This is a genomic window from Saccharothrix sp. BKS2, assembly GCF_047689505.1.
GTDB classification, from domain to species: domain Bacteria; phylum Actinomycetota; class Actinomycetes; order Mycobacteriales; family Pseudonocardiaceae; genus Actinosynnema; species Actinosynnema lopnurensis.
In genome coordinates this window covers 217,999-241,479 of sequence record NZ_JAUQOL010000014.1, presented here as the reverse complement: position 1 = coordinate 241,479, position 23,481 = coordinate 217,999, and the positions used below count along the sequence as shown (strand labels likewise).

The window sequence follows — 23,481 nt, the reverse complement described above, 5'->3', positions numbered from 1 at the left end:
CGCAGGAGGTGGCTGGTGCCGTACCCGGCAGACCGCGAACGCGACCGCCCCTGGGTGATGCGGACCTACGCGGGCCACTCCAGCGCCGCCGCCTCCAACGCGCTGTACCGCCGCAACCTGGACAAGGGGCAGACCGGCCTGTCGGTGGCCTTCGACCTGCCCACCCAGACCGGCTACGACCCCGACGACGAGTTGGCGCGCGGCGAGGTCGGCAAGGTCGGCGTGCCGATCAGCCACGTCGGCGACATGCGGCAGCTGTTCGACCGGATCCCGCTGGCCGGGGCGAACACCTCCATGACCATCAACGCGACCGCCATGTGGCTGCTCGCGCTGTACGTCGGCGTGGCCGAGGAGCAGGGCGCGGACCGCGCGGCCCTCGCCGGCACCACGCAGAACGACATCATCAAGGAGTACCTGTCCCGGGGCACGTACGTGTTCCCGCCGGGGCCGAGCCTGCGCCTGATCACCGACGTGGTCGCGTGGACCGTGGCGAACGTGCCGAGGTGGAACCCGATCAACATCTGCTCGTACCACCTCCAGGAGGCGGGCGCGACGCCCGTGCAGGAGATCGCCTACTCCCTGTCCACCGCGATCTCGGTGCTGGACTCGGTGTTCGACTCCGGGCAGGTGCCCGAGGAGCGGCGCGGCGAGGTGGTCGCGCGCATGTCGTTCTTCGTCAACGCCGGCGTGCGGTTCGTCGAGGAGATGTGCAAGATGCGGGCGTTCGTCCGGCTCTGGGACGAGATCACCCGCGACCGGTACGGCATCACCGACCCCAAGCACCGCCGCTTCCGCTACGGCGTGCAGGTCAACTCGCTGGGCCTGACCGAGGCGCAGCCGGAGAACAACGTGCAGCGGATCGTGCTGGAGATGCTGGCCGTGACGCTGTCGCGCGACGCCCGCGCCCGCGCGATCCAGCTGCCCGCGTGGAACGAGGCCCTGGGCCTGCCCCGGCCGTGGGACCAGCAGTGGGCGCTGCGGATGCAGCAGGTGCTGGCCTACGAGACGGACCTGCTGGAGTACGGGGACCTGTTCGCGGGCTCGCACGTGGTGGAGGCGAAGGTCGACGAGCTGGTCTCGGGCGCGCGGGCCGAGATCGACCGGGTGCGGGCGATGGGCGGCGCGGTCGCGGCGGTCGAGTCCGGGTACATGAAGTCCGCGCTGGTGTCCTCGCTGGCCGAGCGGCGCCGCCGGGTCGAGTCCGGTGAGGACGTCGTGGTGGGCGTGAACAGGTTCGCCACCACCGAGCCGTCGCCGTTGCAGGCCGAGGGCGCGAACGCGATCGAGCAGATCGACCCGGCCGTGGAGGCGCGGGCGGTCGAGGCGGTGCGCGCGTGGCGCGCCGGGCGGGACGACGAGCTGGTCCGGTCCACGCTCGACGAGCTGCGGGCGGCGGCCAAGACGGACCGGAACCTCGTGGAGCCGACGCTGGCGTGCGCGCGGGCCGGCGTCACCACCGGCGAGTGGGCGTCCGCGCTGCGCGAGGTGTTCGGCGAGTACCGGGCGCCCACGGGCGTGTCCGCCGCCTCGGCCCCCGGTGAGGCGGGGGCCGAGATCGGGCGGGTCCGCGAGCGGGTCCGGGCCACCGGCGAGGAGCTGGGCGAGCGGCTGCGCATCCTCGTCGGCAAGCCCGGCCTGGACGGTCACTCCAACGGCGCCGAGCAGGTGGCCGTGCGCGCCCGCGACGTCGGCTTCGAGGTGGTCTACCAGGGCATCCGGCTGACCCCGGCCCAGATCGTGGCGGCCGCGGTGCAGGAGGACGTGCACGTGGTGGGCCTGTCCATCCTGTCCGGCTCGCACCTGGAGGTCGTGCCCGCCGTGGTCGACGGCCTGCGCGAGGCGGGCGCGGGCGACGTGCCGGTGGTGGTCGGCGGGATCGTGCCGCCCGGCGACGCGGAGCAGCTGCGCGAGCGCGGGGTGGCGCGGGTGTTCACGCCCAAGGACTACGAGCTGACGCAGATCATGGACGAGATCGTGTCGGTGGTGCGCGGGGCGCGGGGCCTGTAGGACCGGCGTCGTCGGTGTTGCCCCGCCGGATACGGTCCACCCATGGCCGAGCACCAGCACCTCCGCGTCGAGCGCACCGACGACGTCGTGCGCATCACCATGGACCGCGCCGAGCGGCGCAACTCGCTGTCCGGCGAGCACCTGGTCGAGCTGCTGACCGCGTTCCGCGAGATCGCCGCCTCGGACGCGGTGGGGGTGGTGCTCGCGGGCGAGGGGCCGGTGTTCTGCGCCGGGCACGACTTCGCCGACGTGGCGGCGCGCGACCTGGAGGGCGTGCGCGAGCTGCTGACCCTGTGCACGGACCTGATGCGCACCATCGAGTCCGTGCCGCAGGTGGTGATCGCCCGCGTGCACGGCCTGGCCACCGCGGCGGGCTGCCAGCTGGTCGCCTCGTGCGACCTGGCGGTGGCGGCGGAGGAGGCGGCGTTCGCGCTGCCCGGCGGCAAGGGCGGCTGGTTCTGCCACACGCCGGCCGTGCCGGTGGCGCGGTCGATCGGCCGCAAGCGGCTGATGGAGCTGGCGCTGACCGGTGACGCGGTGGACGCGCGGACCGCCGAGCGGTGGGGCCTGGTGAACCGCGTGGTGCCGGCGGCCGAGCTGGACGAGGCGGTGGCCGACCTGCTGGGCCGGGCCACGCGCGGCAGCCGGGCGGGCAAGGCGCTGGGCAAGCAGACCATCTACGCCCAGCTCGACCGGCCCGAGGCCGACGCTTACGCGATCGCGCTGGAGGTGATGGCGGCGGCGTCGCAGACCGACGCGGCCAGGGAGGGCATGGCCGCGTTCCTGGAGAAGCGCCCGGCGGTGTGGACGGACTGACCGCGGGCCCCGGGCACGGCGGTCGGGCGGCGGCCGGCGGGCGGTGGCCGATGGCGGGCGGTGGCGGGTAGCGGGCGCTGGCGCGTGGCGGCGGGCGGCGCCGGGCCGCCCGCCGCAAACGGTTGCGCTAGGCGTGGACCCGCCGGTGGAACGGCGTCGCCGGCCGCCCGGTCGCGGCCGGCCCCTCGCCCTCCGCCCTCACGGCTGCGCGTGCTCGTGCAGCAGGAGCAGGGTGTAGGCGGCGATGGACTGGGCGTCGGTGATCTCGCCGCGGGTGATCATCGCCTCGAACTCCGCGCGCGGGAACCACGCCGAGCGCATGTCCTGCTCCTCGTGCTCCCGCTCGTGGAAGCCCTCGATCAGCTCGGTGGCCAGGAACACCCGCCCACGCTGGCTCGACAGGCCCGGCGCGACGTCCAGCAGGCCCAGCTCGACCATCCGCCCGGCGCGCAGCCCGGTCTCCTCGCGCAGCTCGCGCTCGGCCAGCGCCGCCGGGTCCGCGTCGGCCAGTTCCGGCGCGGTGCCCTGCGGGAACTCCCACCGCCTCATGCCCAGCGGGTAGCGGTACTGCTCGACCAGGCGCAGCCGCTCGCCGTCCATGGGTATCACCAGCGCGTAGTGCGGCTTGTCCACCACGCCGTAGATGCCGGTGGTCCCGTCCGCCCGCTCGACGGCGTCCTCCCGGACCACCATCCACGGGTTCGCGTACACCTCGCGGGTGCCGAGGGTCTCCACGATCACTCTCCCTGTGCCAACTTCGACCGGTGCCGACCGTAGGCGAAGTACACCACCAGGCCCACGGCCGACCACACGCCGAAGGCCAACCAGGTGGCCGACGACAGACCCGTCACCAGCAGCGCGCACATGCCCAGCCCCAGCAGCGGCACCACCGGCACCCACGGGACGCGGAAGGATCGCGGCAGGTCCGGCCGGGTGCGCCGCAGCACCACCACCCCGATGTTGACCAGGCCGAACGCCACCAGCGTGCCGATGCTCGTGGCCTCCGCCAGCTGTCCCAGCGGCACCAGCGCGGCCAGCACCGCCACCACCGAGCCGACCACCAGCGTGTTGGCCGTCGGCACGCGCCGCGCGCCCACCCGGGCGAACAGCGGCGGCACCAACCCGTCGCGGGACATGGCGACCAGAACCCGCGTCTGTCCGTAGAGGACGGTCAGCACCACCGAGGCGATCGCCACCACCGCGCCCGCCGCCAGCACCGTCGCGGGCCAGCCCGAACCGGTGACCTGCTGGAGCACCGCGGCCAGCGAGGCGTCCGAGCCGGCCAGCACGTCCACCCCGACCGCGCCCACGGCGGTCAGCGCCACCAGCACGTAGACCACGGTGACCAGGGCCAGCGAGACGACGATGGCGCGCGGCAGGTCCCGCTGCGGGTTCCGCGCCTCCTCTCCGGCCGTGGAGGCGGCGTCGAAGCCGATGAAGGAGAAGAACACCAGCGACGCGGCGCCCGTGATGCCCGCGATCCCGGCCGGCGCGAACGGCGCCAGGTTCTCGGCCCGGAACCCGAACACCGCGACCACCACGAAGAACACCAGCACCGCCACCTTGAGCGCGGTGGTGACGGTGGTGACCGCGCCGCTCTGCCGCACCCCGCCCAGCAGCACGACCGTGGCCAGCAGCACCACCACCGCCGCGGGCAGGTCCACCACGCCGCCGGTCAGCGCGGCCGGCAGCCGCACGCCGAGCGTGGCGTCCAGGAACGCGTCGAGGTACCCGCTCCACCCCACCGCGACCGCGGCCACCGACACGCCGTACTCCAGCAGCAGGCACCAGCCGCAGACCCACGCGACCAGCTCGCCCAGCGTGGCGTAGGTGTAGGAGTAGGCGGACCCGGACACCGGCACCGCGCCCGCCAGCTCGGCGTAGGACAGGGCGGAGAACAGCGCGGCCAGCGCCGCCACGGCGAACGACACCGCGACCGCGGGACCGGCCTCCGGCGCGGCCTGGCCGAGCACGACGAAGATGCCGGTGCCCAGCGTGGCGCCGACGCTCAGCGAGATCAGCGGCACCAGCCCGAGACCGCGGCTCAGCTGGGTGCCCGCGCCCTCCTCGGTCATCCGGTCGACGGGCTTGGTGCGCAGGAGCCGGTGCGGTGGGGACACGTCGGCCGACGGTACCTGCCGGTGGTCCGGCGCTCGCACCCCGTAGCCTGTCGGCCGTGCGCCTCGTCATCGCTCGCTGCCAGGTCGACTACGTCGGACGCCTCACCGCCCACCTGCCCATGGCGCAGAGGCTGCTGCTGATCAAGGCGGACGGCTCGGTGTCGATCCACTCCGACGACCGGGCGTACAAGCCGCTGAACTGGATGAGCCCGCCGTGCTGGCTCATCGAGGAACCGGACCTGTGGGTGGTGCAGAACAAGGCGGGGGAGAAGCTGGTCATCACCCTGGCCGAGGTGCTGCACGACTCCAAGCACGAGCTGGGCCCCGAGCCGGGCCTGGTCAAGGACGGCGTCGAGGCCGACCTCCAGAAGCTGCTCGCGGAGCACGTGACGACCCTCGGCGAGGGCTGGACCCTGGTCCGCCGCGAGTTCCCGACCCCGATCGGCCCGGTCGACCTGATGTGCCGCGACGCGTCCGGCGGGTCGGTGGCGGTGGAGATCAAGCGGCGCGGCGAGATCGACGGGGTGGAGCAGCTGACCAGGTACCTGGAGCTGCTCAACCGCGACCCGCTGCTGGCGCCGGTGCGGGGGGTGTTCGCGGCGCAGCAGATCAAGCCGCAGGCGCGCACGCTGGCGGAGGACCGGGGAATCCGGTGCCTGGTGCTGGACTACGACGCGCTGCGCGGTATCGAGCCCGACGAGTTCCGGCTGTTCTGAACCGGTCGTTCGGCGTCCGCCACCCGGGGTCCGGCGTCCGGCGCTCGGCACCCGACATTCGGCGGCCCCGCGAAATGCGGTCTCCCGGCGGCGTTTTCGCCTAGCGCGGCCCAGTCGTCATGCCCCCGTTCGGGCGCGTGGCAACGGCCGCACGGCGATATACGCTGTCCTCCCCTTTTACCAGGTAGGGAGGCGTCGTGCGCAGACGAAGACCCCGTTCGGCCGCCCCGCTGTCGGCCGTCCTGCTGGCCGCTCTCGCCCTCGCGGCCTGCGCCGACGGCCCCGGAGTCCCCCCGATGCCCACCCCCACCGGCCTGCCCGTCCCCACCGCCGTGCCCCTCCCGGCCGGCATCAGCTCCACCGCCGTCGCCCCGCCCGCCGCCCACCTGGCGGCCCAGCCCCTCGCCGGCCCGGCGGGCGGCGAGGTCCGGCTCAGCGGTGAGGGCTACCCCGCCCACGGGCGCGTGGTCTTCACCTTCCACGGCGAACGGGTCGGCGACACCACGGCCGACGCCGTCGGGCGGTTCGCCGGGGTGCCGGTCCGGGTGCCCGACGCGTTCCGCGACGCGGAGCCCGGTGCCCAGGTCACCGTCGGTGCCACCTCCGGCCCGTTCTACGCCGAAGTCCGGTTCGTCCTCACCCGGTAGTGGACATCTCCCGCACCCCTCCCACCTCAGGTTTAGTCCGGGGTAGTTCAAACCGGCGAAGCACGCCGAAGTGCACTACCGTCACCTTGATCGGTGTGGAGTAGTGTTCGCTGGTGTTTGAGGGTGTTGGATCGGGGAGGTGGGCGAGGGTGCCCGTACTGGCTCAGGCGGACCTCCGGCTGGACGCCGGACCACTGGACTACGCCCTGTTGGCGATCTACTTCGTGTTCGTGCTCGGCATCGGCTTCCTGGCCCGCCGCTCGGTGTCGTCGAGCCTGGACTTCCTGCTGTCCGGCCGATCGCTGCCCGCGTGGGTGACCGGCCTGGCGTTCATCTCCGCCAACCTCGGCGCGATCGAGCTGCTGGGCATGGCCGCGAACGGCGCCCAGTACGGCATGGCGACCATGCACTACTACTGGATCGGCGCGATCCCGGCCATGGTCTTCCTCGGCCTGGTGATGATGCCGTTCTACTACGGCTCGAAGGTCCGCAGCGTCCCCGAGTTCCTGCGCCGCCGCTTCGGCAAGGGCGCCCACCTGGTCAACGCGATCAGCTTCGCCGCGGCCCAGGTGCTGATCGCGGGCGTCAACCTGTACGCGCTGGCGTTCCTGCTGAACCTGCTGCTCGGCTGGCCGATCCCGTTCTCGGTGGTCGCCGCCGCGCTGATCGTGCTGGCCTACACCACCCTCGGCGGCCTGTCCGCGGCCATCTACAACGAGGTGCTCCAGTTCTTCGTCATCGTGGCCGCGCTGCTGCCGCTGACCATCGTCGCCCTGCACAAGGTCGGCGGCTGGAACGGCCTGGTCGACCGCGTCACCGCCGGGCCCGGCGGTGAGGAGCAGTTGTCGTCGTGGCCCGCGACCGAGCTGACCGGCATCGAGAACCCGGTGCTCAGCGTCATCGGCATCGTGTTCGGCCTCGGCTTCGTGCTCTCCTTCGGCTACTGGACGACGAACTTCGCCGAGGTGCAGCGCGGCCTGTCGGCCAAGAGCATGTCGGCCGCCCGCCGCACGCCCATCATCGGCGCGTACCCCAAGGCCCTGATCCCGTTCGTGATCATCATCCCCGGCATCATCGCGGCCCTGGTCGTGCCCGAGATGCAGGCGCTGAAGGCCGGCGACGACAGCAGCGGCGTGGTCTACAACAACGCGCTGCCCGCGCTGATCGGCGAACTGCTGCCCAACGGGATGCTCGGCATCGCGATCACGGGTCTGCTGGCGTCGTTCATGGCCGGTGTCGCGGCGAACGTGTCGAGCTTCAACACCGTCTTCACCTACGACCTGTGGCAGCAGTACGTCAAGAAGGACCGCCCGGACGAGTACTACCTGCGCATCGGCCGCCTGGCCACGATGGGCGGCACGGTGGTCGCCATCGGCACGGCGTTCATCGCCGCCGGCTACGGCAACATCATGGACTACATCCAGGCGCTGTTCTCGTTCTTCAACGCGCCGCTGTTCGCCACCTTCATCCTGGCCATGTTCTGGAAGCGGATGTCGGCGGCGGCGGGCTGGATCGGCCTGGTCGCGGGCACGCTCGCGGCGGTGCTGGTGTTCGTCCTCGCCGAGACCGGCGTGCTGGACCTGCCGGGCCAGGGCGCGAGCTTCATCGGCGCGGGCGCGGCGTTCGTGGTGGACATCGTGGTCAGCGTCGCGGTCACCCTGGTGACCAAGCCGGTGCCCGAGGAGCGGTTGCGCGGGCTGGTCTACAGCCTGACGCCCAAGGAGGACCGCAAGCACTCCACCACCGGCGACGACGCCGGGTGGTACCGCTCGCCGGCGCTGCTGGGCGCGGGCGTGCTGGTCCTGACCGTCGTGCTCAACATCATCTTCGCCTGAACACGGGCTTGAGGGAGGAGGTCGCCGTGGCGCACAAGGCCGGGCTGTTCGACCTGCGGCTGGTGATCGCGATTCTCTTCGCGATCTACGGAGCGGTGGTGCTGGTGGTCGGACTCGGCTTCACCGACGAGTCCGACCTCGCGAAGGCCGACGGGCTCAACATCAACCTGTGGTCGGGTGTCGGGATGCTCGCCCTCGCCGCGCTGTTCGCGGCGTGGGCGTTGCTCAGGCCCGTCGTGGTGCCGGACGGGACGCCGGCGGAGGAGGGTCAGCGCCGGGGGTAGACCGGGTTGAACGCCTCCACCGTCCAGGCGTCGAACCGGCGGATGGCGCGTCGGATGCGGTTGCGCACTCGGTGAATCCTTTCGTCGGGTTCCACGGGGTACAGCGCGTCGATCTTCTGAATCGTTCCCGAAGGTCACCGTGAGGACCGCCACAGGGTTACCGCCACGCGGGTCCGACGCGGGAGCTACCGTGCACGTCGTGACCCGTCTGGTGGCCGTCCTGAGCGCGTTCCTCCTGCTGACCGGCTGTGCCGGGCCGGATCTGGCGAAGCGGAACTTCCCGCGCAGCACCATCCCCGCCGAGGCCGGGAACACCACCGCGACCACCGGCGCGTCGGCCACCACCCAGGCGCCCGTCGGCCAACCGGTCGACCCGGCGTTCGCGACCGACCGGCTGCGGCTGGTCGACCCGTGCGCGCTGCTCACCCGGGACCTGCTCAAGCAGCTCGGCCAGCCGGGCACGGAGTCCCGCAGCGGGTTCAGCCGGTGCTCGAACTTCATGAAGGACGGCTCCGGCAAGGACCTCGGGGTCACCGTGGAGCTGGGCCAGACCATGACCGTCGAGCTGAAGGACGCGGACAAGCGGCTGGCCGGGCTGCGCAGCCACGAGCAGGTGCTGGAGAACAGCGCCTGCTTCGTCTCGGTGATCACCCAGGACGAGCCGGGGCTGGGCATCACCGTCCAGATCGGCTACGAGGACGGCGACGCGTGCGGGTTCGGGCGCAAGGTCATGGAATCGGTGGTCGAGCAGGTCAAGGCGCGCAAGGGCGCGATCACGCCGCCCAAGGGCTCGCTGATCGCGCTCGACCCGTGCGCGCTGCCCGACGAGGGGGCGGTCCAGGCGGTGGTCGGCCGCGGTGGTCACCGGGTGTTCCCGTACGGGCTGCACAACTGCTCGTGGACCGGCCCGGACCGGGAGGTCACGCTGGACCTGCGCCGCACGTTCCTGCCGACCGACCGGAAGTTCGACGACGCCCAGACCGAGGTCGACCTCGGGAACGGGGTCCGGGGCTACCAGGTGGCGGCCACCACGGCGTTCCCCTCGTGCGAGGTCCTGTGGGTGCAGCGGCCCGCGGAGGACCGCGAGGGCGAGGTGGTCAAGGTGAAGGCGGCCGGGCCGGAGGAGTCCGAGTTCGACCGGTGCGCCGCCGCGGTCGCCTTCGCCAAGGCGCTGCTGGGCAAGATCCCCAAGCCCTGACCGGGGCCGGCGGGGCGGAGGGCCCGACGGGGGCTGACACCGCGAGCGGCCACCCGTTACTGTTCGGTAACACGTAGGTCGTCGCCCTGGAGGTCCCGATGACGCAGACCGCTTCCACCACGTCCGCGCGGGCCGACGACGGGCGCAAGCGGTTCGCCTCGGTCGACCCCCGCACCGGGGAGGTCGTCGCCCACCACTCGATCGCCGGCGAGGACGAGGTGCGCGAGGCGGTGCGGCTGGCCCGCGGCGCGGCCGCGTTCTGGGCCGACCTGGGCTTCGACGGGCGGCGCGCGCGGCTCGACGCGTGGCGGAAGCTGCTGGTCAGGCGGCTGGAGGACGTTCAGCAGCTGATCAGCGCGGAGACCGGCAAGTCCGCCGACGACGCGCGCACCGAGCTGGCCCTGGTCATCGACCACCTGCACTGGGCCGCCAGGCGCGCGGCCAAGGTGCTGGGCCGGCGCAAGGTCTCGCCGGGGATGCTCATGTACAACCACGCGGCGACCCTGGAGTACCGGCCGCTCGGCGTGGTCGGCGTGATCGGGCCGTGGAACTACCCGGCGTTCACCCCCATGGGCTCCATCGCCTACGCGCTGGCCGCGGGCAACGCCGTGGTGTTCAAACCCTCCGAGCTCACCCCCGGCGTGGGGGTGTTCCTGGCCTCGACGTTCGCCGAGGTGGTACCCGAGCACCCGGTGTTCCAGGTGGTCACCGGGTTCGGGGAGACCGGCGCGGCGCTGTGCCGGTCCGGTGTGGACAAGATCGCGTTCACCGGCTCCACGCCCACCGGCCGGAAGGTCATGGCCGAGTGCGCCGCGACGCTGACGCCGGTGCTGGTGGAGTGCGGCGGCAAGGACCCGCTGATCGTGGCCGAGGACGCCGACGTGCGGGCCGCGGCCGAGGGCGCGGTGTGGGGCGGCATCTTCAACTCCGGGCAGACCTGCGCGGGCGTGGAGCGGGTCTACGTCGCGGACGCCGTCTACGACGAGTTCCTGGCGCTGGTGACCGAGAAGGCCGGGAAGCTGCGGCCCGGCGGCGAGCCCGGCGCGGACTTCGGGCCGATCACCATGCCCCGGCAGGTCGAGATCATCCAGGCGCACGTGGCGGACGCGCTGGAGCGCGGCGGTCGGGCGGTCGTGGGCGGCCTGGAGTCGATCCGGCCCCCGTACGTGGAGCCCGTGGTGCTGGTCGACGTGCCGGAGGACTCGACGGCCGTCACCGAGGAGACGTTCGGGCCGACCCTGGTGGTCAACCGGGTCGCGGACGCCGACGAGGGCGTGCGGCGCGCCAACGCCCTGCGCTACGGGCTGGGCGCCACGGTGTTCTCCCGCAACCGGGGCGAGGAGCTGGCGGCCCGGCTGCGCTGCGGCATGGTGTCGATCAACTCGGTGCTGGCCTACGCGTCCGTGCCCGGCCTGCCGTTCGGCGGGGTCGGCGACTCCGGGTTCGGCCGCATCCACGGCGAGGACGGCCTGCGCGAGTTCACCTACGCCCACTCCGTGGCCCGCAAGCGGTTCGGCGCCCTGCTCAACCCGATGACCTACGACCGGGGCTCGCGGACGATTCGGCACGTGCTCCGCCTGGTGCGCCTGCTCCACGGCCGCTGATCCGGGTTCCTGCGGTCAGTCGGGTGGAGTAGGAATGGGTGACCGACCACGAGGAGGTCACCCCGTGAAGAAGATCATCAACGATCCGTCGACCGTGGTGGAGGACGCGCTGCGCGGCATGGCGCTCGCGCACGCCGACCTGCTGGACGTCCACCACGACCCGACCGTGGTGGTGCGCGCGGACGCCCCGGTGCCGCGCAAGGTGGCGGTGATCTCGGGCGGCGGGTCGGGGCACGAGCCGCTGCACGCCGGGTTCGTCGGGCGCGGGATGCTCGACGCGGCGTGCCCCGGCGCGGTGTTCACCTCGCCGACGCCCGACCAGGTCGCCGCGGCCGTGTCCCGGACCGACGGCGGCGCGGGGGCGCTGCTGATCGTGAAGAACTACACCGGCGACGTGCTGAACTTCGAGACCGCCGCGGAGCTGGCCGCCGCCGACGGGGTGGACGTGCGCACGGTCGTGATCGACGACGACGTGGCGGTGCAGGACTCGACCTACACGGCCGGCAGGCGCGGCGTGGGCGGGACCGTGCTGCTGGAGAAGGTCGTCGGCGCGGCCGCCGAGCGCGGCGTCGACCTCGACGGGTGCGAGGCGCTGGCGCGGCGGGTGGTCGGGCAGGTGCGGTCGATGGGGCTGGCGCTGGCCGCGTGCACCGTGCCGCACGCGGGCGAGCCGTCGTTCACGCTGGGGAACGACGAGATGGAGCTGGGCATCGGCATCCACGGCGAGCCCGGCCGGCGGCGGGTGCCCGTGGGTCCGGCGGACGAGCTGGTGCCGGCGCTGCTGGAGCCGGTCCTGGCCGACCTGCCGTTCTCGGCGGGCGACCGGGTGCTGCTGTTCACCAACTCGATGGGCGGCACGCCGCTGGTCGAGCTGTACCTGGCGCACGGCATCGCCGAGCGGCTGCTGGCCGAGCGGGGCATCGTGGTGGAGCGGCGGCTCGTCGGGCCCTACGTCACCAGCCTGGAGATGCAGGGCATGTCGTTGACGCTGCTCAAGGTCGACGACGAGCTGCTGGAGCTGTGGGACGCGCCCGTCCGCACGGCTGCCCTGAGGTGGGGGATCTGAGGTGGGGGATCTGATGGCGTGCACGGCGGAGTCGGTGGCGGCGGCGCTGCGGTCGGTGGCGGCGGTGGTGGCCGCGCACCGCGACGAACTGGTGCGGCTGGACCGCGAGATCGGCGACGGCGACCACGGCGAGAACCTCAGGCGCGGGTTCGACGCGCTGGTGTCCAAGCTGGACGAGGGGGCGCTGCCCGCGTCGCCGAGCGCGGTGCTGCGGCTGGCCGCGACGACGCTGATCTCCACGGTCGGCGGCGCGGCGGGGCCGCTGTACGGGACGGCGTTGCTGCGGGCGTCGACGGCGGTCGGGGACGTGGCGGTGCTGGGGGCGGCGGAGGTGGCGGCCGCGCTCGGGTCGGCGCTGGAGGGCGTGGTGGCGCGGGGGAAGGCCGAGGTGGGGGACAAGACGATGGTGGACGCCCTCACGCCCGCCGTGGCCGCGGCCTCGTCGGTGGCGGCGACCGGTGGCGGGGTGGCCGAGGTGCTGGAGGCGGCGGCGGGGGCGGCCGACCAGGGCGCGGGGTCGACGGTGCCGCTGGTGGCGCGCAAGGGGCGGGCCTCGTACCTGGGGGAGCGCAGCGCGGGGCACGGGGACCCCGGCGCGCGGTCCACGGCGCTGATCCTGCGGGCGTTGGCCGAGGCCGCCCGGTGATCGGCCTGGTGGTCGTGTCGCACAGCGCGTCGTTGGCGGCGGGGGTGGCGGAGCTGGCCGGGCAGATGGCGCCGTCGGTGGCGATCGTGGCCTGTGGCGGTGACGGGGCCGGTGGACTGGGCACGGACTACGCGGCGGTGGTCGACGCGCTGGCGGCGGCCGACTCCGGTGACGGGGTGGTGGTGCTGTTCGACCTGGGCAGTGCGCGGATGGTCGCGGAGATGGCGGCGGAGTCGGTGGCGGGGTCGGTGGCGGGGTCGGCGGGGGTGGCGGCTTCGGAGTCGGCCGGGGTGGTGCTGGTGGTGGACGCGCCGCTGGTGGAGGGGGCGGTGGCGGCGGCGGTGCGCGCGCAGGGTGGTGCTCCGTTGGCGGAGGTGGCGAAGGCGGCCGAGGCGGCTTTCGGACCCGGGGCCGGCTCGGTCCCGGCTTCGCCCGGGGACCTTCCCGCCTCACCCGCCGCGGCTTCCGCGGCCCCGGAGGGCGCGCCGGTCGTGCCCGGTGGCGCCTCACCCGCCTCACCTGCCTCACCCGCCGCGGCCCCGGGGGTCGCGGCGGTGGCGGCGGTCGTACCCCGTGGCGCCTCGCCCGAGGACACCGTCCGGGCCGAGGTCCGCCTCCTCAACGAGGTCGGCCTGCACGCGCGGCCCGCTGCCCTGGTGGTGCGCGCCCTGGACCCGCTGGACGCCTCCGTCGTGGTGCGGTTCGGCTCGGCTGAAGCGGACGCCAAGAGCGTGCTGGCCCTGATGGGACTGGGTGCGCCCGGCGGTGCGGCGGTCGAGGTCGTCGCCCGCGGCGCGGACGCGGCGGAAGCCGTGCGACGGGTGCTGGAGCTGGCCGAACGGCGGTTCGACGAGTGAGTTTCCCCCGCCTCCGCTGGACCGGTCACTTGCTCGATACCGATGGTGAAGCTCACGCGGACGACGCGTGAGCACCGTGGGATAGTCGCGACAAGTTACCGTCTGGTAGCCACTCCGGTGAGTGGGAGGTAAACAGTGACGCGGCAGTTCAGCACGGTGGGAGTCGTCGGCCTCGGCACGATGGGCGCCGGTATCGCCGAGGTGCTCGCCCGGACCGGTGTCACTGTCGTGGCGGTCGACGTGGACGACGCCGGCCTCGCCCGCGGACGGGACCACCTGGAGCACTCGACCGATCGCGCGGTCGCCCGCGGCAAGCTCACCGCCGCCGAGCGCGACGACCTGCTGTCCCGCATCTCCTACGACACCTCGCTGACCGCCCTCGCGGGCGCCGACCTCGTCGTCGAGGCCGTGCCGGAGCGGATGGGGCTGAAGGCGGCGGTGTTCACCGAGCTGGACCGGATCTGCCGCCCCGACGCGGTGTTCGCGTCCAACACCTCCTCGCTGTCGATCACCGAGATCGGTGTCCACACCGGACGTCCCGGCAAGGTCGTCGGCCTGCACTTCTTCAACCCCGCGCCGGTGCTGAGGCTGGTCGAGGTGGTGCGCACGGTCGTCACCGAGCCGGACGTGGTGGCCGACGTCGTCGCGTTCGTCGAGGGGCTGGGCAAGGCGCCGGTCGTGATCGGGGACCGGGCCGGGTTCATCGCCAACGCGCTGCTGTTCGGCTACCTCAACCACGCCGTGCGCATGTACGAGTCGCGCTACGCCACACGGGAGGACCTCGACGCGGCCATGCGCCACGGCTGCGGCTACCCGATGGGCCCGCTCGCGCTGCTGGACCTGATCGGGCTCGACACCGCCTACGAGATCCTCGACACGATGTACCACCAGTCGCGCAACCGGCTGCACGCCCCGGCGCCGCTGCTCAAGCAGATGATCACGGCGGGGTTGCTGGGCCGCAAGAGCGGGCGCGGCTTCTACACCTACGACGGCGCGGACTCCCCGGTCGTGGTGCCGGACGCGCTCACCCCCGCGGCGACGTCCGACACCGCCGCCGCGCGGGAGGTGCGGCGGGTCGGCGTCATCGGCACCGGCACCATGGCCACCGGCATCGTCGAGGTGTTCGCCAAGCGCGGGTACGACGTGGTGCTGCGGGCGCGGTCGGCGGACAAGGCGTCGGCGGCGGTGGAGAAGGTGCGCCGGTCGCTGGAGAAGGCGGTGTCGCGCGGCAGGCTGGCGGAGGCCGACCGCGACGCGGCGCTGGCCCGCGTCACGCCCGTGGTGGAGTTCTCGGACCTGGCCGACTGCGACCTGGTGGTCGAGGCCGTCGCCGAGGAGCTGTCGGTCAAGAAGGACGTGTTCCGCGAGCTGGACGAGGTCTGCAAGCCGGGCGCGGTGCTCGCGACCACCACGTCCTCGCTGCCGGTGATCGAGTGCGCGGCGGCCACCGGGCGCCCCGGCGACGTCGTCGGCCTGCACTTCTTCAACCCGGCGCAGGTGATGAAGCTGGTGGAGGTCGTGGAGACCATCTCGACCGCCGCGGACGTCGTCGCCACCGCCCGGCGGGTGTGCCTGGACCTGGGCAAGGTGCCGGTGCACTGCGGCGACCGGGCCGGGTTCATCGTCAACGCGCTGCTGTTCCCGTACCTCAACGACGCGGTGAAGATGCTGGAGGCGCACTACGCCGCGGCGGACGACATCGACGAGGCCATGAAGGTCGGCTGCTCGCTGCCGATGGGGCCGTTCGAGCTGCTGGACGTGGTGGGGCTGGACGTGTCGCTGGCCATCGAGCGGACGCTGTACCTGGAGTTCCGCGAGGCCGGCTTCTCCCCCGCGCCGCTGCTGGAGCACCTGGTGAAAGCGGGCAGGTTGGGGCGGAAGACGGGCAAGGGTTTTCGCGATTACGCAGCCTGAGTGGCTGGCCCCGTCCGGCGTTTGGCATCGTGGGCACCATGCGGCGTGTGGTGATCTCGCTCCTGGTGGCGGCGCTCGGTGTGACGAGCGCCTGTGCGTACACGGTGAACGGCACCGCGGTGTCGGAGCAGGTGCTCGACATCGATCCGCCGTTCACCTCGGAACAGCAGGTGCCGTCCACCGAGCCGTCCGAGCCGGAGGGCGACCCCGGGACGGGGACGGTCGGTGACATCTGCGCGCTGGTCGGGTGGGGGGACCTGCCCTATGAGGTGCCGGACAAGAAGGCGGAGCCGACCGAGACCGGCTACGACACCACGTTCGACCAGTCCTGCAAGTGGCAGACCTCGGTCGGTGACCTGGACGTGGGCGTGACGCTGCGCTTCCGCGAGGGGCGGGCGATCACCCTGGAGCAGAGCAACGGGGAGTTCGAGGTCGAGGGTCGCACGGTGACCTACTTCGACCGGACCACGGACACGTCGGTGCAGCCCTCGTGCGTGCTGGTGATGGACTACGCCGGGGGCGGTATCGGGATCATCGTGATCGACGGGTCGGCGCGGTTCGGCGCCATCTGCGACCAGGGAAAGAAGGTGGCCGAGGTGCTGCTGGCCAACGAGCCGACCGGCTGACCGATTGGCCGGCCGGCCAATTGGCCGGCCAGCTGCCCGCTGGCCTGCCTGCTGCCTGCTGGGGCGCTGTCGGCACAAGCTCGACGCGCTGGCCCGGCTGCCTGCTGGCCTGCCTGAGCGACCTGCCGGCCGCTGGTTGCTGCCTGATCGGCCTGCTGCCCGGTCGGCCTGCTGCCCGGTCGGCCTGCTGCCCGGTCGGCCTGCCGGCCGCCGGTTGCAGGCTGGGCCGGCTTCTGACCGGGTCGCCAGTCCGGCAGGTTTGGTCGCCCGCCAGGCTGACCGGCCGACCAAGCCTGCCGGACTGAGCGAGACCTGCTTCAGCCGGCCTCACCCAGTCCGCCCGCCCGGTCCCCGCTCAGCCGCAGCAGCCCCCGCCGCAACAACCACCGCCGCCGCCACCGCCACCACCGGCGGGCGTGTCGGCCTTGCCGCCGAGACCCGCCATGGTCAGCAGCTTCACGGTGTCCTCGTGGCCGTTCGGGCACGGTGCGGGCGCGGAAGCCTCGTCCATCGACCGCTTGACGTCGAAGGTCGACCCGCACGCCTTGCAACGGAACTCGTAGGTAGGCACGGACTCATTGTTGCTGCCGCCAGGGCGCCAGCGCCACCAAGGGCACCGCCACGGCTGACACGGTGGCGAGCAGCGTCAGCAGCGGCAGGCTGTGCACCCAGCCCAACCCCGCGGCGGCGGCGTGCGTGCCCGCGAACATCACCAACCACGTCCGGGACCGAGGCCGCGACCACACCGAAGCCAGCGCCGACATGGCCATGACCAGCATCAACGCCGTGGTGGCCAGCAACACGCCCTGCCGGAGCCCCGGCGGCTGGCCGATCGGCACATCGGGTTCCCGAAGCACGACCTCGGCCCGCTGAGCGGCTAAGACGTCCCCCGAGGGCCCTTCGAACAGCAACCCGCGCACCACGGGCAGCAGAGTGATCAGCGCCTCCACCACCAGCAATACGGTCAATATGCTCCGTTGCCACCTGCTCATCCAGTGGACCGTAGGGGATTCCCGAACGGACAGCCGGATACCGTGGTCCCTCATGCCCCGCCGCAACCGCCCGGACCGCCGCGACGAACCGCGACCCGTCGGCGGCCACGGCTGGGCCCACGCCGAGAACGCCCCGGACGGCAACTGGCTGGTCCGTTCGGTCTCCGGCGCCGCCACCACCAAGACCTACCGCTGCCCCGGTTGCGACCACGAGATCCGCCCCGGCACACCGCACGTCGTCGCCTGGCCGGCCGCCGACTACGGCTCGGTGGAGGACCGCCGCCACTGGCACCGGCACTGCTGGGCCTCACGAGGCCGCAGAGGCCCCACCTCCCGCCGCTGGTGAGCAGCGCTCGGCGCACCCGGCATCCCACACCCGGCACCCGGCACCCCGCACCCGCACCCCGAGCGTCATGCCCTGAGCCCTGAGCCCTGAGCCCTGAGCCCTGAGCCCTGAGCCCTGAGCCCTGAGCCCCGGGCCCCGCACCCCGGGCCCCGCACCCCGAGCCCTCAGCTCCGAGCAACCGGCGCGCCTTGTTCCCCAGCCTTGCGACCGGTGGCCAGGCCCGGGTGACCGGACCCTGAGGCCATCGGGCGCGTGCCGTGACCTGACTCGCTGTCCGCGTGCCCGACCCCGACCGGGTGGCAGGATCGGTGGCGTGGGCGAAGCGGTTCCGATCAAGGCCAACACCGTGCTCCCGGCGCGCCGGGAGGCGGTGACCCTGCGGACCGACGACGGCCTCGCGTTGGTCGGCGAGCTGTCGTTGCCGCCGGACCGTGAGCCGCGCGCCACCGTGGTGCTCCTGCACCCGCTCCCCACCCACGGCGGCATGATGGACTCCCACCTCTACCGCAAGGCGGCGTGGCGGTTGCCCGCGCTGGCCGACCTCGCGGTGCTGCGGTTCAACACCCGCGGGACCGCCAGTGAGGCCGGGCGGAGCGAGGGTGCGTTCGACCACGCGGTCGGGGAGCGGTTCGACGTGGCCGCCGCCCTGGCGTTCGCGGTCGAGCGCGGGTTGCCCTCGGTGTGGCTCGTCGGCTGGTCGTTCGGCACCGACCTCGCGCTGATGCACGGGTGCGACCCGCGTGTCCGCGGTGCCGTCCTGATCTCACCTCCGTTGCGTTGGAGCACGGGTGACCACCTGCGTGCGTGGGCGCGTTCGGGCCGGCCGGTGGTGTGCCTGGTGCCGGAGTTCGACACCTACCTGCCACCGACCGAGGCCAGGCGGCGGTTCGGCGCGGACATCCCGACCGCGGACGTGATCGACTTCCCCGGGGCCAAGCACCTCATGGTCGGACAGTCCGAAGGGGTGCTCGATGCGATCGTGTCCGCGGTCGTGCCCGAGGTGCCCACGCCGTTGCCGCGCACCTAGTCCGGCCCGCACGAGCAGCGTCAGGTGAGCATCGGGGCCTCCTGACGTCGCCAGACCAGCACCGGACCCTCAGCCGTCGTGCTTTCGCCCGCGTGCGCGAAGCCCAGCTTCTCCGCGACGCGCTGGGAGGGCTTGTTGTCGAGGTCGGTGATGATCACCACTGGACGGCCCGGCCGGGAGCGGCTCGCCCAGTCGACGGCCGCGCGTGCCATCTCCGGTGCGTAGCCGCGACCCCAGTGCCGGGGGCGGAACCGGTAGAACAGGTTGAACGTCGGTTCCCCGTCCAGGTCGTGGTGGCGCAGGCCGCCGAAGCCGATGACCTCCCCGGTCTCCGGCAGCTCCACCGCCCAGTACCCGATGCCGTCCCGTGCCCAGTGGGCCTGCCACTCCACCAGCATCTCGGCCGCTTGCTCCGCAGACGGCGGACCGGCCGGGTTGAAGCGGTTCGTCCCCGGATCGGACAGCACGGCGATCGCGGAGCGCACGTCACCCGGGCCGACGCGCCTCAGCAGGAGGCGGTCGGTGTGGATCTGGTCCGGGTTGGAGGTCATGGTCGCGACGGTAGCGACGGGGGCCGACAATCCAGGGGTGAATTCCTCGCCTTTGGTGCTGCTGCACGCTTTTCCGTTCGACGCGCGGATGTGGGATGACGCCCGTGACCTGCTGAAACCGATCACGTTCGACCAGCGCGGCGGTGATCGTTCACCCGATCTGGTGGTAATCGCGGACGACGTGGTCGCGCTGCTGGACGAGCGCGGGATCGAGCGGGCGGTGCTCGGCGGCTGCTCGATGGGCGGCTACGTGGCGATGGCCGTGCTGCGCCGCCACCCGGACCGGGTGGCGGGCCTGGTGCTGGCCGACACGCGCGCCGGGGCCGACACCGAGGAGGCACGTGCGAACCGCCTGGCGATGGCCGCGCGGGTCGAGGCGGAGGGGGTCGGGTGGGTGCCGGACGCCGTGCTGGCCGGGTTGCTCGGGCCCTCGCCGGACGCGGCGGTCGTCGAGCGGGCGCGGGAGCTGGTCCTGGCGCAGGACCCGGCGGAGGTGGCGTGGGCGCAGCGGGCGATGGCGGCCCGGTCGGATTCGACGGACGTGCTCGCGGCGGCCGACGTCCCGGCGCTGGTGCTGGTGGGCGAGCACGACGCCCTGACACCGCCGGCGTTGGCGCGGGAGCTGGCCGGGGTGCTGCGGCGGGGCGAGTACGTCGAGTTGGCCGGGGTCGGGCACCTCACGCCGCTGGAGGCGCCGGACGCGTTCGCCTCGGCCGTGCTGGAGTGGCGGCGCCGGGCCGGGGTGTGACCGCGCGGCTCATGACACCCGAGTGGGGAACGGGGCCGCGTCCTGAACGTAGAACTCGGGGGTCCTGAACGTTCGACACGGTCGGTCTGGGTGTTCGACTCGCGCGGTCTGAACGTGTAGTTCGGGGGGTCTGGGCGTACGACTCGCGAGGTCTGGAGGTACGACTCGCGCGGGGTCAGCGCTTGGCTGCTCGGGGTTTGGGGGTGGGGCGGGCGATCTTCTGGGTGGGGGCGTCGGGGGGTGGGGTGGTGGCTGCGGGGGGTTGGGTGGGCTGGGGAAGAGGGGACGGGGGGGTTTCTGCGGTGGGGGGCTGGGGGGCGGCTGAGGTGAGGGCGGGAGTGGGAGTGGGGACAGGGGCGGGAGCGGGGGTGGGGTGGGTGGGGCGTTCTTCGTCCAGGGGGTCCAGGAGGGGGGTTACTTCGTGCAGGGCGGTGCGGACCGCGTGGAGTTGCTGGGAGAGGCGGTTGCGCAGTTGCTTGAGGGCATCCACCTGGGTGGTCGCCTGGCTGACGCGGCGGTTGGACTCCTCGGTGGCCTCGCGCACGCGGCGGTTCGCCTCGTCGGTCGCCTCCTGGACGCGCGCGGTGGCCTCGCTGATCGAGTCGTGCCGCCGGCGGTTGGCCTCCTCGGTGGCCTCGCGGACCAGCCGCTGCGCCTCGGCGCTCGACGCCGCCGCCTCCTGGTTGACCTGCGCCCGCACGCGCGAGGCTTCCTCGGCCGCCTCCCGCACGCGCCGCTCGGCCTCGGCCTTGGACGCCGCCTCCTGCTCGGCGAGGGTCTTCATCGACTCGACCCGGCGGGCCGCCATCGCGATCTCGAAGTCCTCCTCGATCGTGGTGCGGCGCTGGAGCGACTCCTCGTCCAGCCGGGCCGCCGCCTCGCGCGCCTCGCCCACGATCCGCTCGGCCTCGCCCCGGGCCCTCTCCAGCACGCCCCGGTGCTCGGCCTCCATCTCGGTGCGGCGCTGGTCCAGCTCGGCGAGCAGCTTCTCGTAGCGGTTGCGCAGGGCCGCCGCGTCGGACTCGGCCTTGGCGCGGATGTGCCCGCCCTCGGCCTCGGCCCGCGCCTTGATCTCGTTCGCCTCGTCCTGGGCGAGCCGCAACATGCGCTGGAGGCGCTCGCTCAGGCCCTCCAGCGTGGTCGGCGGCAGCGACAGCCGCTCCACCTGGCCGCGCAGCTCGGCGATCTCGGAGCGGGCGGCCTCCAGCTGGCGGGCGAGGTCGTTGGTCTGCGACACCGCCGCGTCGCGGTCGGCGGCGAGCAGGCGCAGGTCCGACTCCAGGCGCTCCAGGTGGTCCTCGACCTGGGCGCGGTCGTACCCGCGCTTGACGATGTCGAAGCCGGATCCCAGGGGGACGAGGTCACGGTCGTCGGCGAGGCCCATGGCGTGCACGCTACCCGCTCCCGGTGCGCGGCGGGCACCTGCCGGCCGCGCACCGGGGAGCTCGTCACCCGGAACGCCTCAGACGCCCCGGAACCGGTTGATCCCGGACAGGTGACGCTCCCTCGTGGCCCGGTCCCGGACGCCCAGCCCCTCGGTCGGGGCGAGCGCCAGCACGCCGACCTTGCCCTGGTGCGCGTTGCGGTGCACGTCGTGCGCGGCCTGGCCGGTGTCCTCCAACGAGTACACCTTGGACAGTGTGGGGTGGATCTTCCCCTTCGCGACCAACCGGTTGGCCTCCCACGCCTCGCGGTAGTTGGCGAAGTGCGAGCCGACGATCCGCTTGAGGTGCATCCACAGGTACCGGTTGTCGTACTGGTGCAGGTAACCGCTGGTGGAAGCGCAGGTCACGATGGTGCCGCCCTTGCGCGCCACGTAGACCGACGCGCCGAAGGTCTCCCGGCCCGGGTGCTCGAACACGATGTCGGGGTCCTCGCCGCCGGTCAGCTCGCGGATCTTCGCGCCGAGCCGCTTCCACTCCGAGACGTCCTGCTCGTGCTCGTCCTTCCAGAACCGGTAGCCCTCGGCGCTGCGGTCGATGATCAGCTCCGCGCCCATCCGGCGGCAGATCTCGGCCTTCTCCGGGGACGACACGACGCACACCGGGGTGGCCCCGCCGTTGAGAGCGAACTGCGTGGCGTAGGAGCCGAGGCCGCCGGAGGCGCCCCAGACCAGGACGGTGTCGCCCTGCTTCATGTTCGCCCCGTTGGGCGACACCAGCTGCCGGTAGGCGGTGGAGTTCACCAGACCGGGGGACGCCGCCTCCTCCCACGTGAGGTGGTCGGGCATGGGCATCAGCTGGTTGGACTTGACCAGCGCGACCTCGGCCAGGCCGCCGTAGTTGGTCTCGAAGCCCCAGATGCGCTGCTGCGGGTCGAGCATGGTGTCCGCGTGCCCGTCGGGGTGCTCCAGCTGCACGTCCAGGCAGTGCGCGACGACCCGGTCACCCGGCTTCCAGGCGTTCACGCCGGCCCCGGTGCGCAGCACGACGCCCGCCAGGTCGGAGCCGACCACGTGGTAGGGCCGGTCGTGCCGACCGCCGTACTTCTTGAGGAACGCGAACGTCGGCAGCGGCTCGAAGATCGAGGTCCACACGGTGTTGTAGTTGATCGCGCTGGCCATCACGGCCACCAGCGCCTCGCCCGGCCCGAGCTCGGGCGTGGGGACCTCGTCGACGTGCAGGGACTTGCGCGGGTCCTTGTCCTTGGTCGCGAGACCCTCGAACATGCCGACCTCGTCGGCGTGCACCGTCACGCCCCGGTAGCTCTCCGGCACCGGGAGCGATCCGATGGCCTCCAGTTCGTCGGCGAGGATGGCATCGAGGATCTTCTGCACGGCGTTCCCTCCCTATTCGGGGGCAAGGGGGATGTGGCGCTGGAGCACCTGTCCACGCGGGTTGCCGGAGGTTACCCACGGGTAACCGATTCAGATGCCGGAGCTGTGAGCCACCGCACGCGACTTTCCCCCGATGGGTGGCAGGCAGGAGAGGGGTGCCGGGAACGCTGGGCAGGGGCGCCGGGGACGCTTGGCGGGGGCGCCGGGGGCGCCGGAGGGGTGGCACGCCGGTGGTGGCACGCCGGTGACTCCGCCGGGCGTCAGTGGCCGGTGGGCGGTTCCACCAGTTCGACCAGCACGCCGCCCGCGTCCTTGGGGTGCACGAAGTTCACCCGGCTGCCCGCCGTGCCCCGCATGGGCGCGTCGTACAGCAGCCGGAGGCCCCGGGCCCGCAGGGCGACGGTCGCCGCGTCCACATCGGACACCCGGTAGGCCAGCTGCTGGAGACCGGGGCCGAACCGGCCGAGGAACTTCGCGATGGTCGACTCCGGGGTCAGCGGCGCCAGCAGCTGGACCGCGGCGCCCGCGCCGTCGTCGCCGGGGGCGCGCAGCATCGCCTCCCGCACGCCCTGCTCCTCGTTGACCTCCTCGTGCGCCAGCACCAGCCCGAAGTGCTCGCGGTGGAACGCCACCGCGGCGTCGAGGTCGGGCACGGCGATGCCCACGTGGTCGATGGCGGTGACGAAATCCCGGAGTTCTTCCATG

The 23,481-nt window shown here is 72.9% G+C and carries 24 protein-coding genes; 16 read left to right on the top strand and 8 right to left on the bottom strand.

The genetic code is table 11. The features are described 5' to 3' along the window. Positions 1-15: 15 nt before the first annotated feature. Together Q5530_RS28765 and Q5530_RS28760 are read left to right on the top strand one after the other, a co-directional pair. Positions 16-2,007 carry a methylmalonyl-CoA mutase family protein gene (locus Q5530_RS28765; RefSeq protein WP_415365937.1) on the top strand — a complete coding sequence of 664 codons (1,992 nt, stop codon included), beginning with the start codon at positions 16-18 and terminating at the stop codon, positions 2,005-2,007. A gap of 42 nt (positions 2,008-2,049) precedes the next feature. Next, the gene (locus Q5530_RS28760) at positions 2,050-2,823 is read left to right on the top strand and encodes an enoyl-CoA hydratase-related protein (RefSeq protein WP_415365936.1); all 774 of its coding nucleotides are present in this window, start codon (positions 2,050-2,052) and stop codon (positions 2,821-2,823) included. A 198-nt stretch (positions 2,824-3,021) separates the two neighbouring features. On the opposite strand, the gene Q5530_RS28755 is transcribed toward Q5530_RS28760, so the two are convergent. Together Q5530_RS28755 and Q5530_RS28750 are read right to left on the bottom strand one after the other, a co-directional pair. Further along, positions 3,022-3,558 carry an NUDIX domain-containing protein gene (locus Q5530_RS28755; RefSeq protein WP_415365934.1) on the bottom strand — a complete coding sequence of 179 codons (537 nt, stop codon included), beginning with the start codon at positions 3,556-3,558 and terminating at the stop codon, positions 3,022-3,024. Positions 3,559-3,560: 2 nt separating this feature from the next. Continuing rightward, positions 3,561-4,898 carry an amino acid permease gene (locus Q5530_RS28750; RefSeq protein WP_415365982.1) on the bottom strand — a complete coding sequence of 446 codons (1,338 nt, stop codon included), beginning with the start codon at positions 4,896-4,898 and terminating at the stop codon, positions 3,561-3,563. A 101-nt stretch (positions 4,899-4,999) separates the two neighbouring features. Here Q5530_RS28750 and nucS point away from each other — a divergent pair, with 101 nt between their 5' ends. From nucS to Q5530_RS28695, 11 genes are all read left to right on the top strand, one after another. Continuing rightward, the gene (gene nucS, locus Q5530_RS28745; RefSeq protein ID WP_415365933.1) at positions 5,000-5,659 is read left to right on the top strand and encodes an endonuclease NucS; all 660 of its coding nucleotides are present in this window, start codon (positions 5,000-5,002) and stop codon (positions 5,657-5,659) included. A 197-nt stretch (positions 5,660-5,856) separates the two neighbouring features. Then, on the top strand, positions 5,857-6,306 hold the full coding sequence (locus tag Q5530_RS28740; protein ID WP_415365932.1) for a hypothetical protein: 450 nt from the start codon (positions 5,857-5,859) through the stop codon (positions 6,304-6,306). A 149-nt stretch (positions 6,307-6,455) separates the two neighbouring features. Then, complete coding sequence (locus Q5530_RS28735) at positions 6,456-8,141, top strand: sodium:solute symporter family protein (protein WP_415365931.1); 1,686 nt, start codon at positions 6,456-6,458, stop codon at positions 8,139-8,141. Between the two features lie 26 nt (positions 8,142-8,167). Further along, on the top strand, positions 8,168-8,425 hold the full coding sequence (locus Q5530_RS28730; protein ID WP_380640461.1) for a hypothetical protein: 258 nt from the start codon (positions 8,168-8,170) through the stop codon (positions 8,423-8,425). Between the two features lie 199 nt (positions 8,426-8,624). Further along, a complete protein-coding gene (locus tag Q5530_RS28725) occupies positions 8,625-9,623 on the top strand; it encodes a hypothetical protein (RefSeq protein ID WP_415365930.1) in 999 nt (332 codons plus the stop codon). A 98-nt stretch (positions 9,624-9,721) separates the two neighbouring features. Continuing rightward, on the top strand, positions 9,722-11,227 hold the full coding sequence (locus tag Q5530_RS28720) for an aldehyde dehydrogenase family protein (protein WP_415365929.1): 1,506 nt from the start codon (positions 9,722-9,724) through the stop codon (positions 11,225-11,227). A gap of 64 nt (positions 11,228-11,291) precedes the next feature. After that, complete coding sequence (dhaK, locus tag Q5530_RS28715) at positions 11,292-12,293, top strand: dihydroxyacetone kinase subunit DhaK (protein ID WP_415365928.1); 1,002 nt, start codon at positions 11,292-11,294, stop codon at positions 12,291-12,293. A 13-nt stretch (positions 12,294-12,306) separates the two neighbouring features. After that, complete coding sequence (gene dhaL, locus Q5530_RS28710) at positions 12,307-12,939, top strand: dihydroxyacetone kinase subunit DhaL (RefSeq protein WP_415365927.1); 633 nt, start codon at positions 12,307-12,309, stop codon at positions 12,937-12,939. After that, the gene (dhaM, locus tag Q5530_RS28705) at positions 12,936-13,796 is read left to right on the top strand and encodes a dihydroxyacetone kinase phosphoryl donor subunit DhaM (RefSeq protein ID WP_415365926.1); all 861 of its coding nucleotides are present in this window, start codon (positions 12,936-12,938) and stop codon (positions 13,794-13,796) included. The genes dhaL and dhaM overlap by 4 nt, the downstream gene beginning before the upstream one ends. A gap of 135 nt (positions 13,797-13,931) precedes the next feature. Continuing rightward, the gene (locus Q5530_RS28700; protein WP_415365924.1) at positions 13,932-15,710 is read left to right on the top strand and encodes a 3-hydroxyacyl-CoA dehydrogenase family protein; all 1,779 of its coding nucleotides are present in this window, start codon (positions 13,932-13,934) and stop codon (positions 15,708-15,710) included. A gap of 38 nt (positions 15,711-15,748) precedes the next feature. Next, positions 15,749-16,336, top strand: coding sequence for a DUF3558 family protein (locus Q5530_RS28695; RefSeq protein WP_415365923.1), 588 nt, complete (start codon positions 15,749-15,751; stop codon positions 16,334-16,336). 355 nt (positions 16,337-16,691) lie between these two features. On the opposite strand, the gene Q5530_RS28690 is transcribed toward Q5530_RS28695, so the two are convergent. Together Q5530_RS28690 and Q5530_RS28685 are read right to left on the bottom strand one after the other, a co-directional pair. Further along, positions 16,692-16,907 carry an FmdB family zinc ribbon protein gene (locus Q5530_RS28690; protein ID WP_415365922.1) on the bottom strand — a complete coding sequence of 72 codons (216 nt, stop codon included), beginning with the start codon at positions 16,905-16,907 and terminating at the stop codon, positions 16,692-16,694. 4 nt (positions 16,908-16,911) lie between these two features. Next, positions 16,912-17,304, bottom strand: a complete 393-nt coding sequence (locus Q5530_RS28685; protein WP_415365921.1) for a hypothetical protein — start codon at positions 17,302-17,304, stop codon at positions 16,912-16,914. Between the two features lie 76 nt (positions 17,305-17,380). Here Q5530_RS28685 and Q5530_RS28680 point away from each other — a divergent pair, with 76 nt between their 5' ends. Together Q5530_RS28680 and Q5530_RS28675 are read left to right on the top strand one after the other, a co-directional pair. Then, entirely contained in the window at positions 17,381-17,674 is a 294-nt protein-coding gene (locus tag Q5530_RS28680) for a hypothetical protein (RefSeq protein WP_415365920.1), read from the top strand. A 313-nt stretch (positions 17,675-17,987) separates the two neighbouring features. Then, positions 17,988-18,701, top strand: coding sequence for an alpha/beta hydrolase (locus Q5530_RS28675; RefSeq protein ID WP_415365919.1), 714 nt, complete (start codon positions 17,988-17,990; stop codon positions 18,699-18,701). A gap of 20 nt (positions 18,702-18,721) precedes the next feature. On the opposite strand, the gene Q5530_RS28670 is transcribed toward Q5530_RS28675, so the two are convergent. Beyond that, complete coding sequence (locus Q5530_RS28670) at positions 18,722-19,252, bottom strand: GNAT family N-acetyltransferase (protein ID WP_415365917.1); 531 nt, start codon at positions 19,250-19,252, stop codon at positions 18,722-18,724. Positions 19,253-19,289: 37 nt separating this feature from the next. Here Q5530_RS28670 and Q5530_RS28665 point away from each other — a divergent pair, with 37 nt between their 5' ends. Continuing rightward, entirely contained in the window at positions 19,290-20,000 is a 711-nt protein-coding gene (locus Q5530_RS28665; protein ID WP_415365916.1) for an alpha/beta fold hydrolase, read from the top strand. Positions 20,001-20,175: 175 nt separating this feature from the next. Here the strand turns inward: Q5530_RS28665 and Q5530_RS28660 are convergent, their stop codons facing one another. From Q5530_RS28660 to mce, 3 genes are all read right to left on the bottom strand, one after another. Next, positions 20,176-21,384 carry a chromosome segregation protein gene (locus tag Q5530_RS28660; RefSeq protein ID WP_415365915.1) on the bottom strand — a complete coding sequence of 403 codons (1,209 nt, stop codon included), beginning with the start codon at positions 21,382-21,384 and terminating at the stop codon, positions 20,176-20,178. 78 nt (positions 21,385-21,462) lie between these two features. After that, on the bottom strand, positions 21,463-22,776 hold the full coding sequence (gene ccrA / locus Q5530_RS28655) for a crotonyl-CoA carboxylase/reductase (protein WP_415365914.1): 1,314 nt from the start codon (positions 22,774-22,776) through the stop codon (positions 21,463-21,465). Positions 22,777-23,036: 260 nt separating this feature from the next. Further along, a complete protein-coding gene (mce, locus tag Q5530_RS28650; protein ID WP_415365913.1) occupies positions 23,037-23,480 on the bottom strand; it encodes a methylmalonyl-CoA epimerase in 444 nt (147 codons plus the stop codon). Position 23,481: the final 1 nt, after the last annotated feature.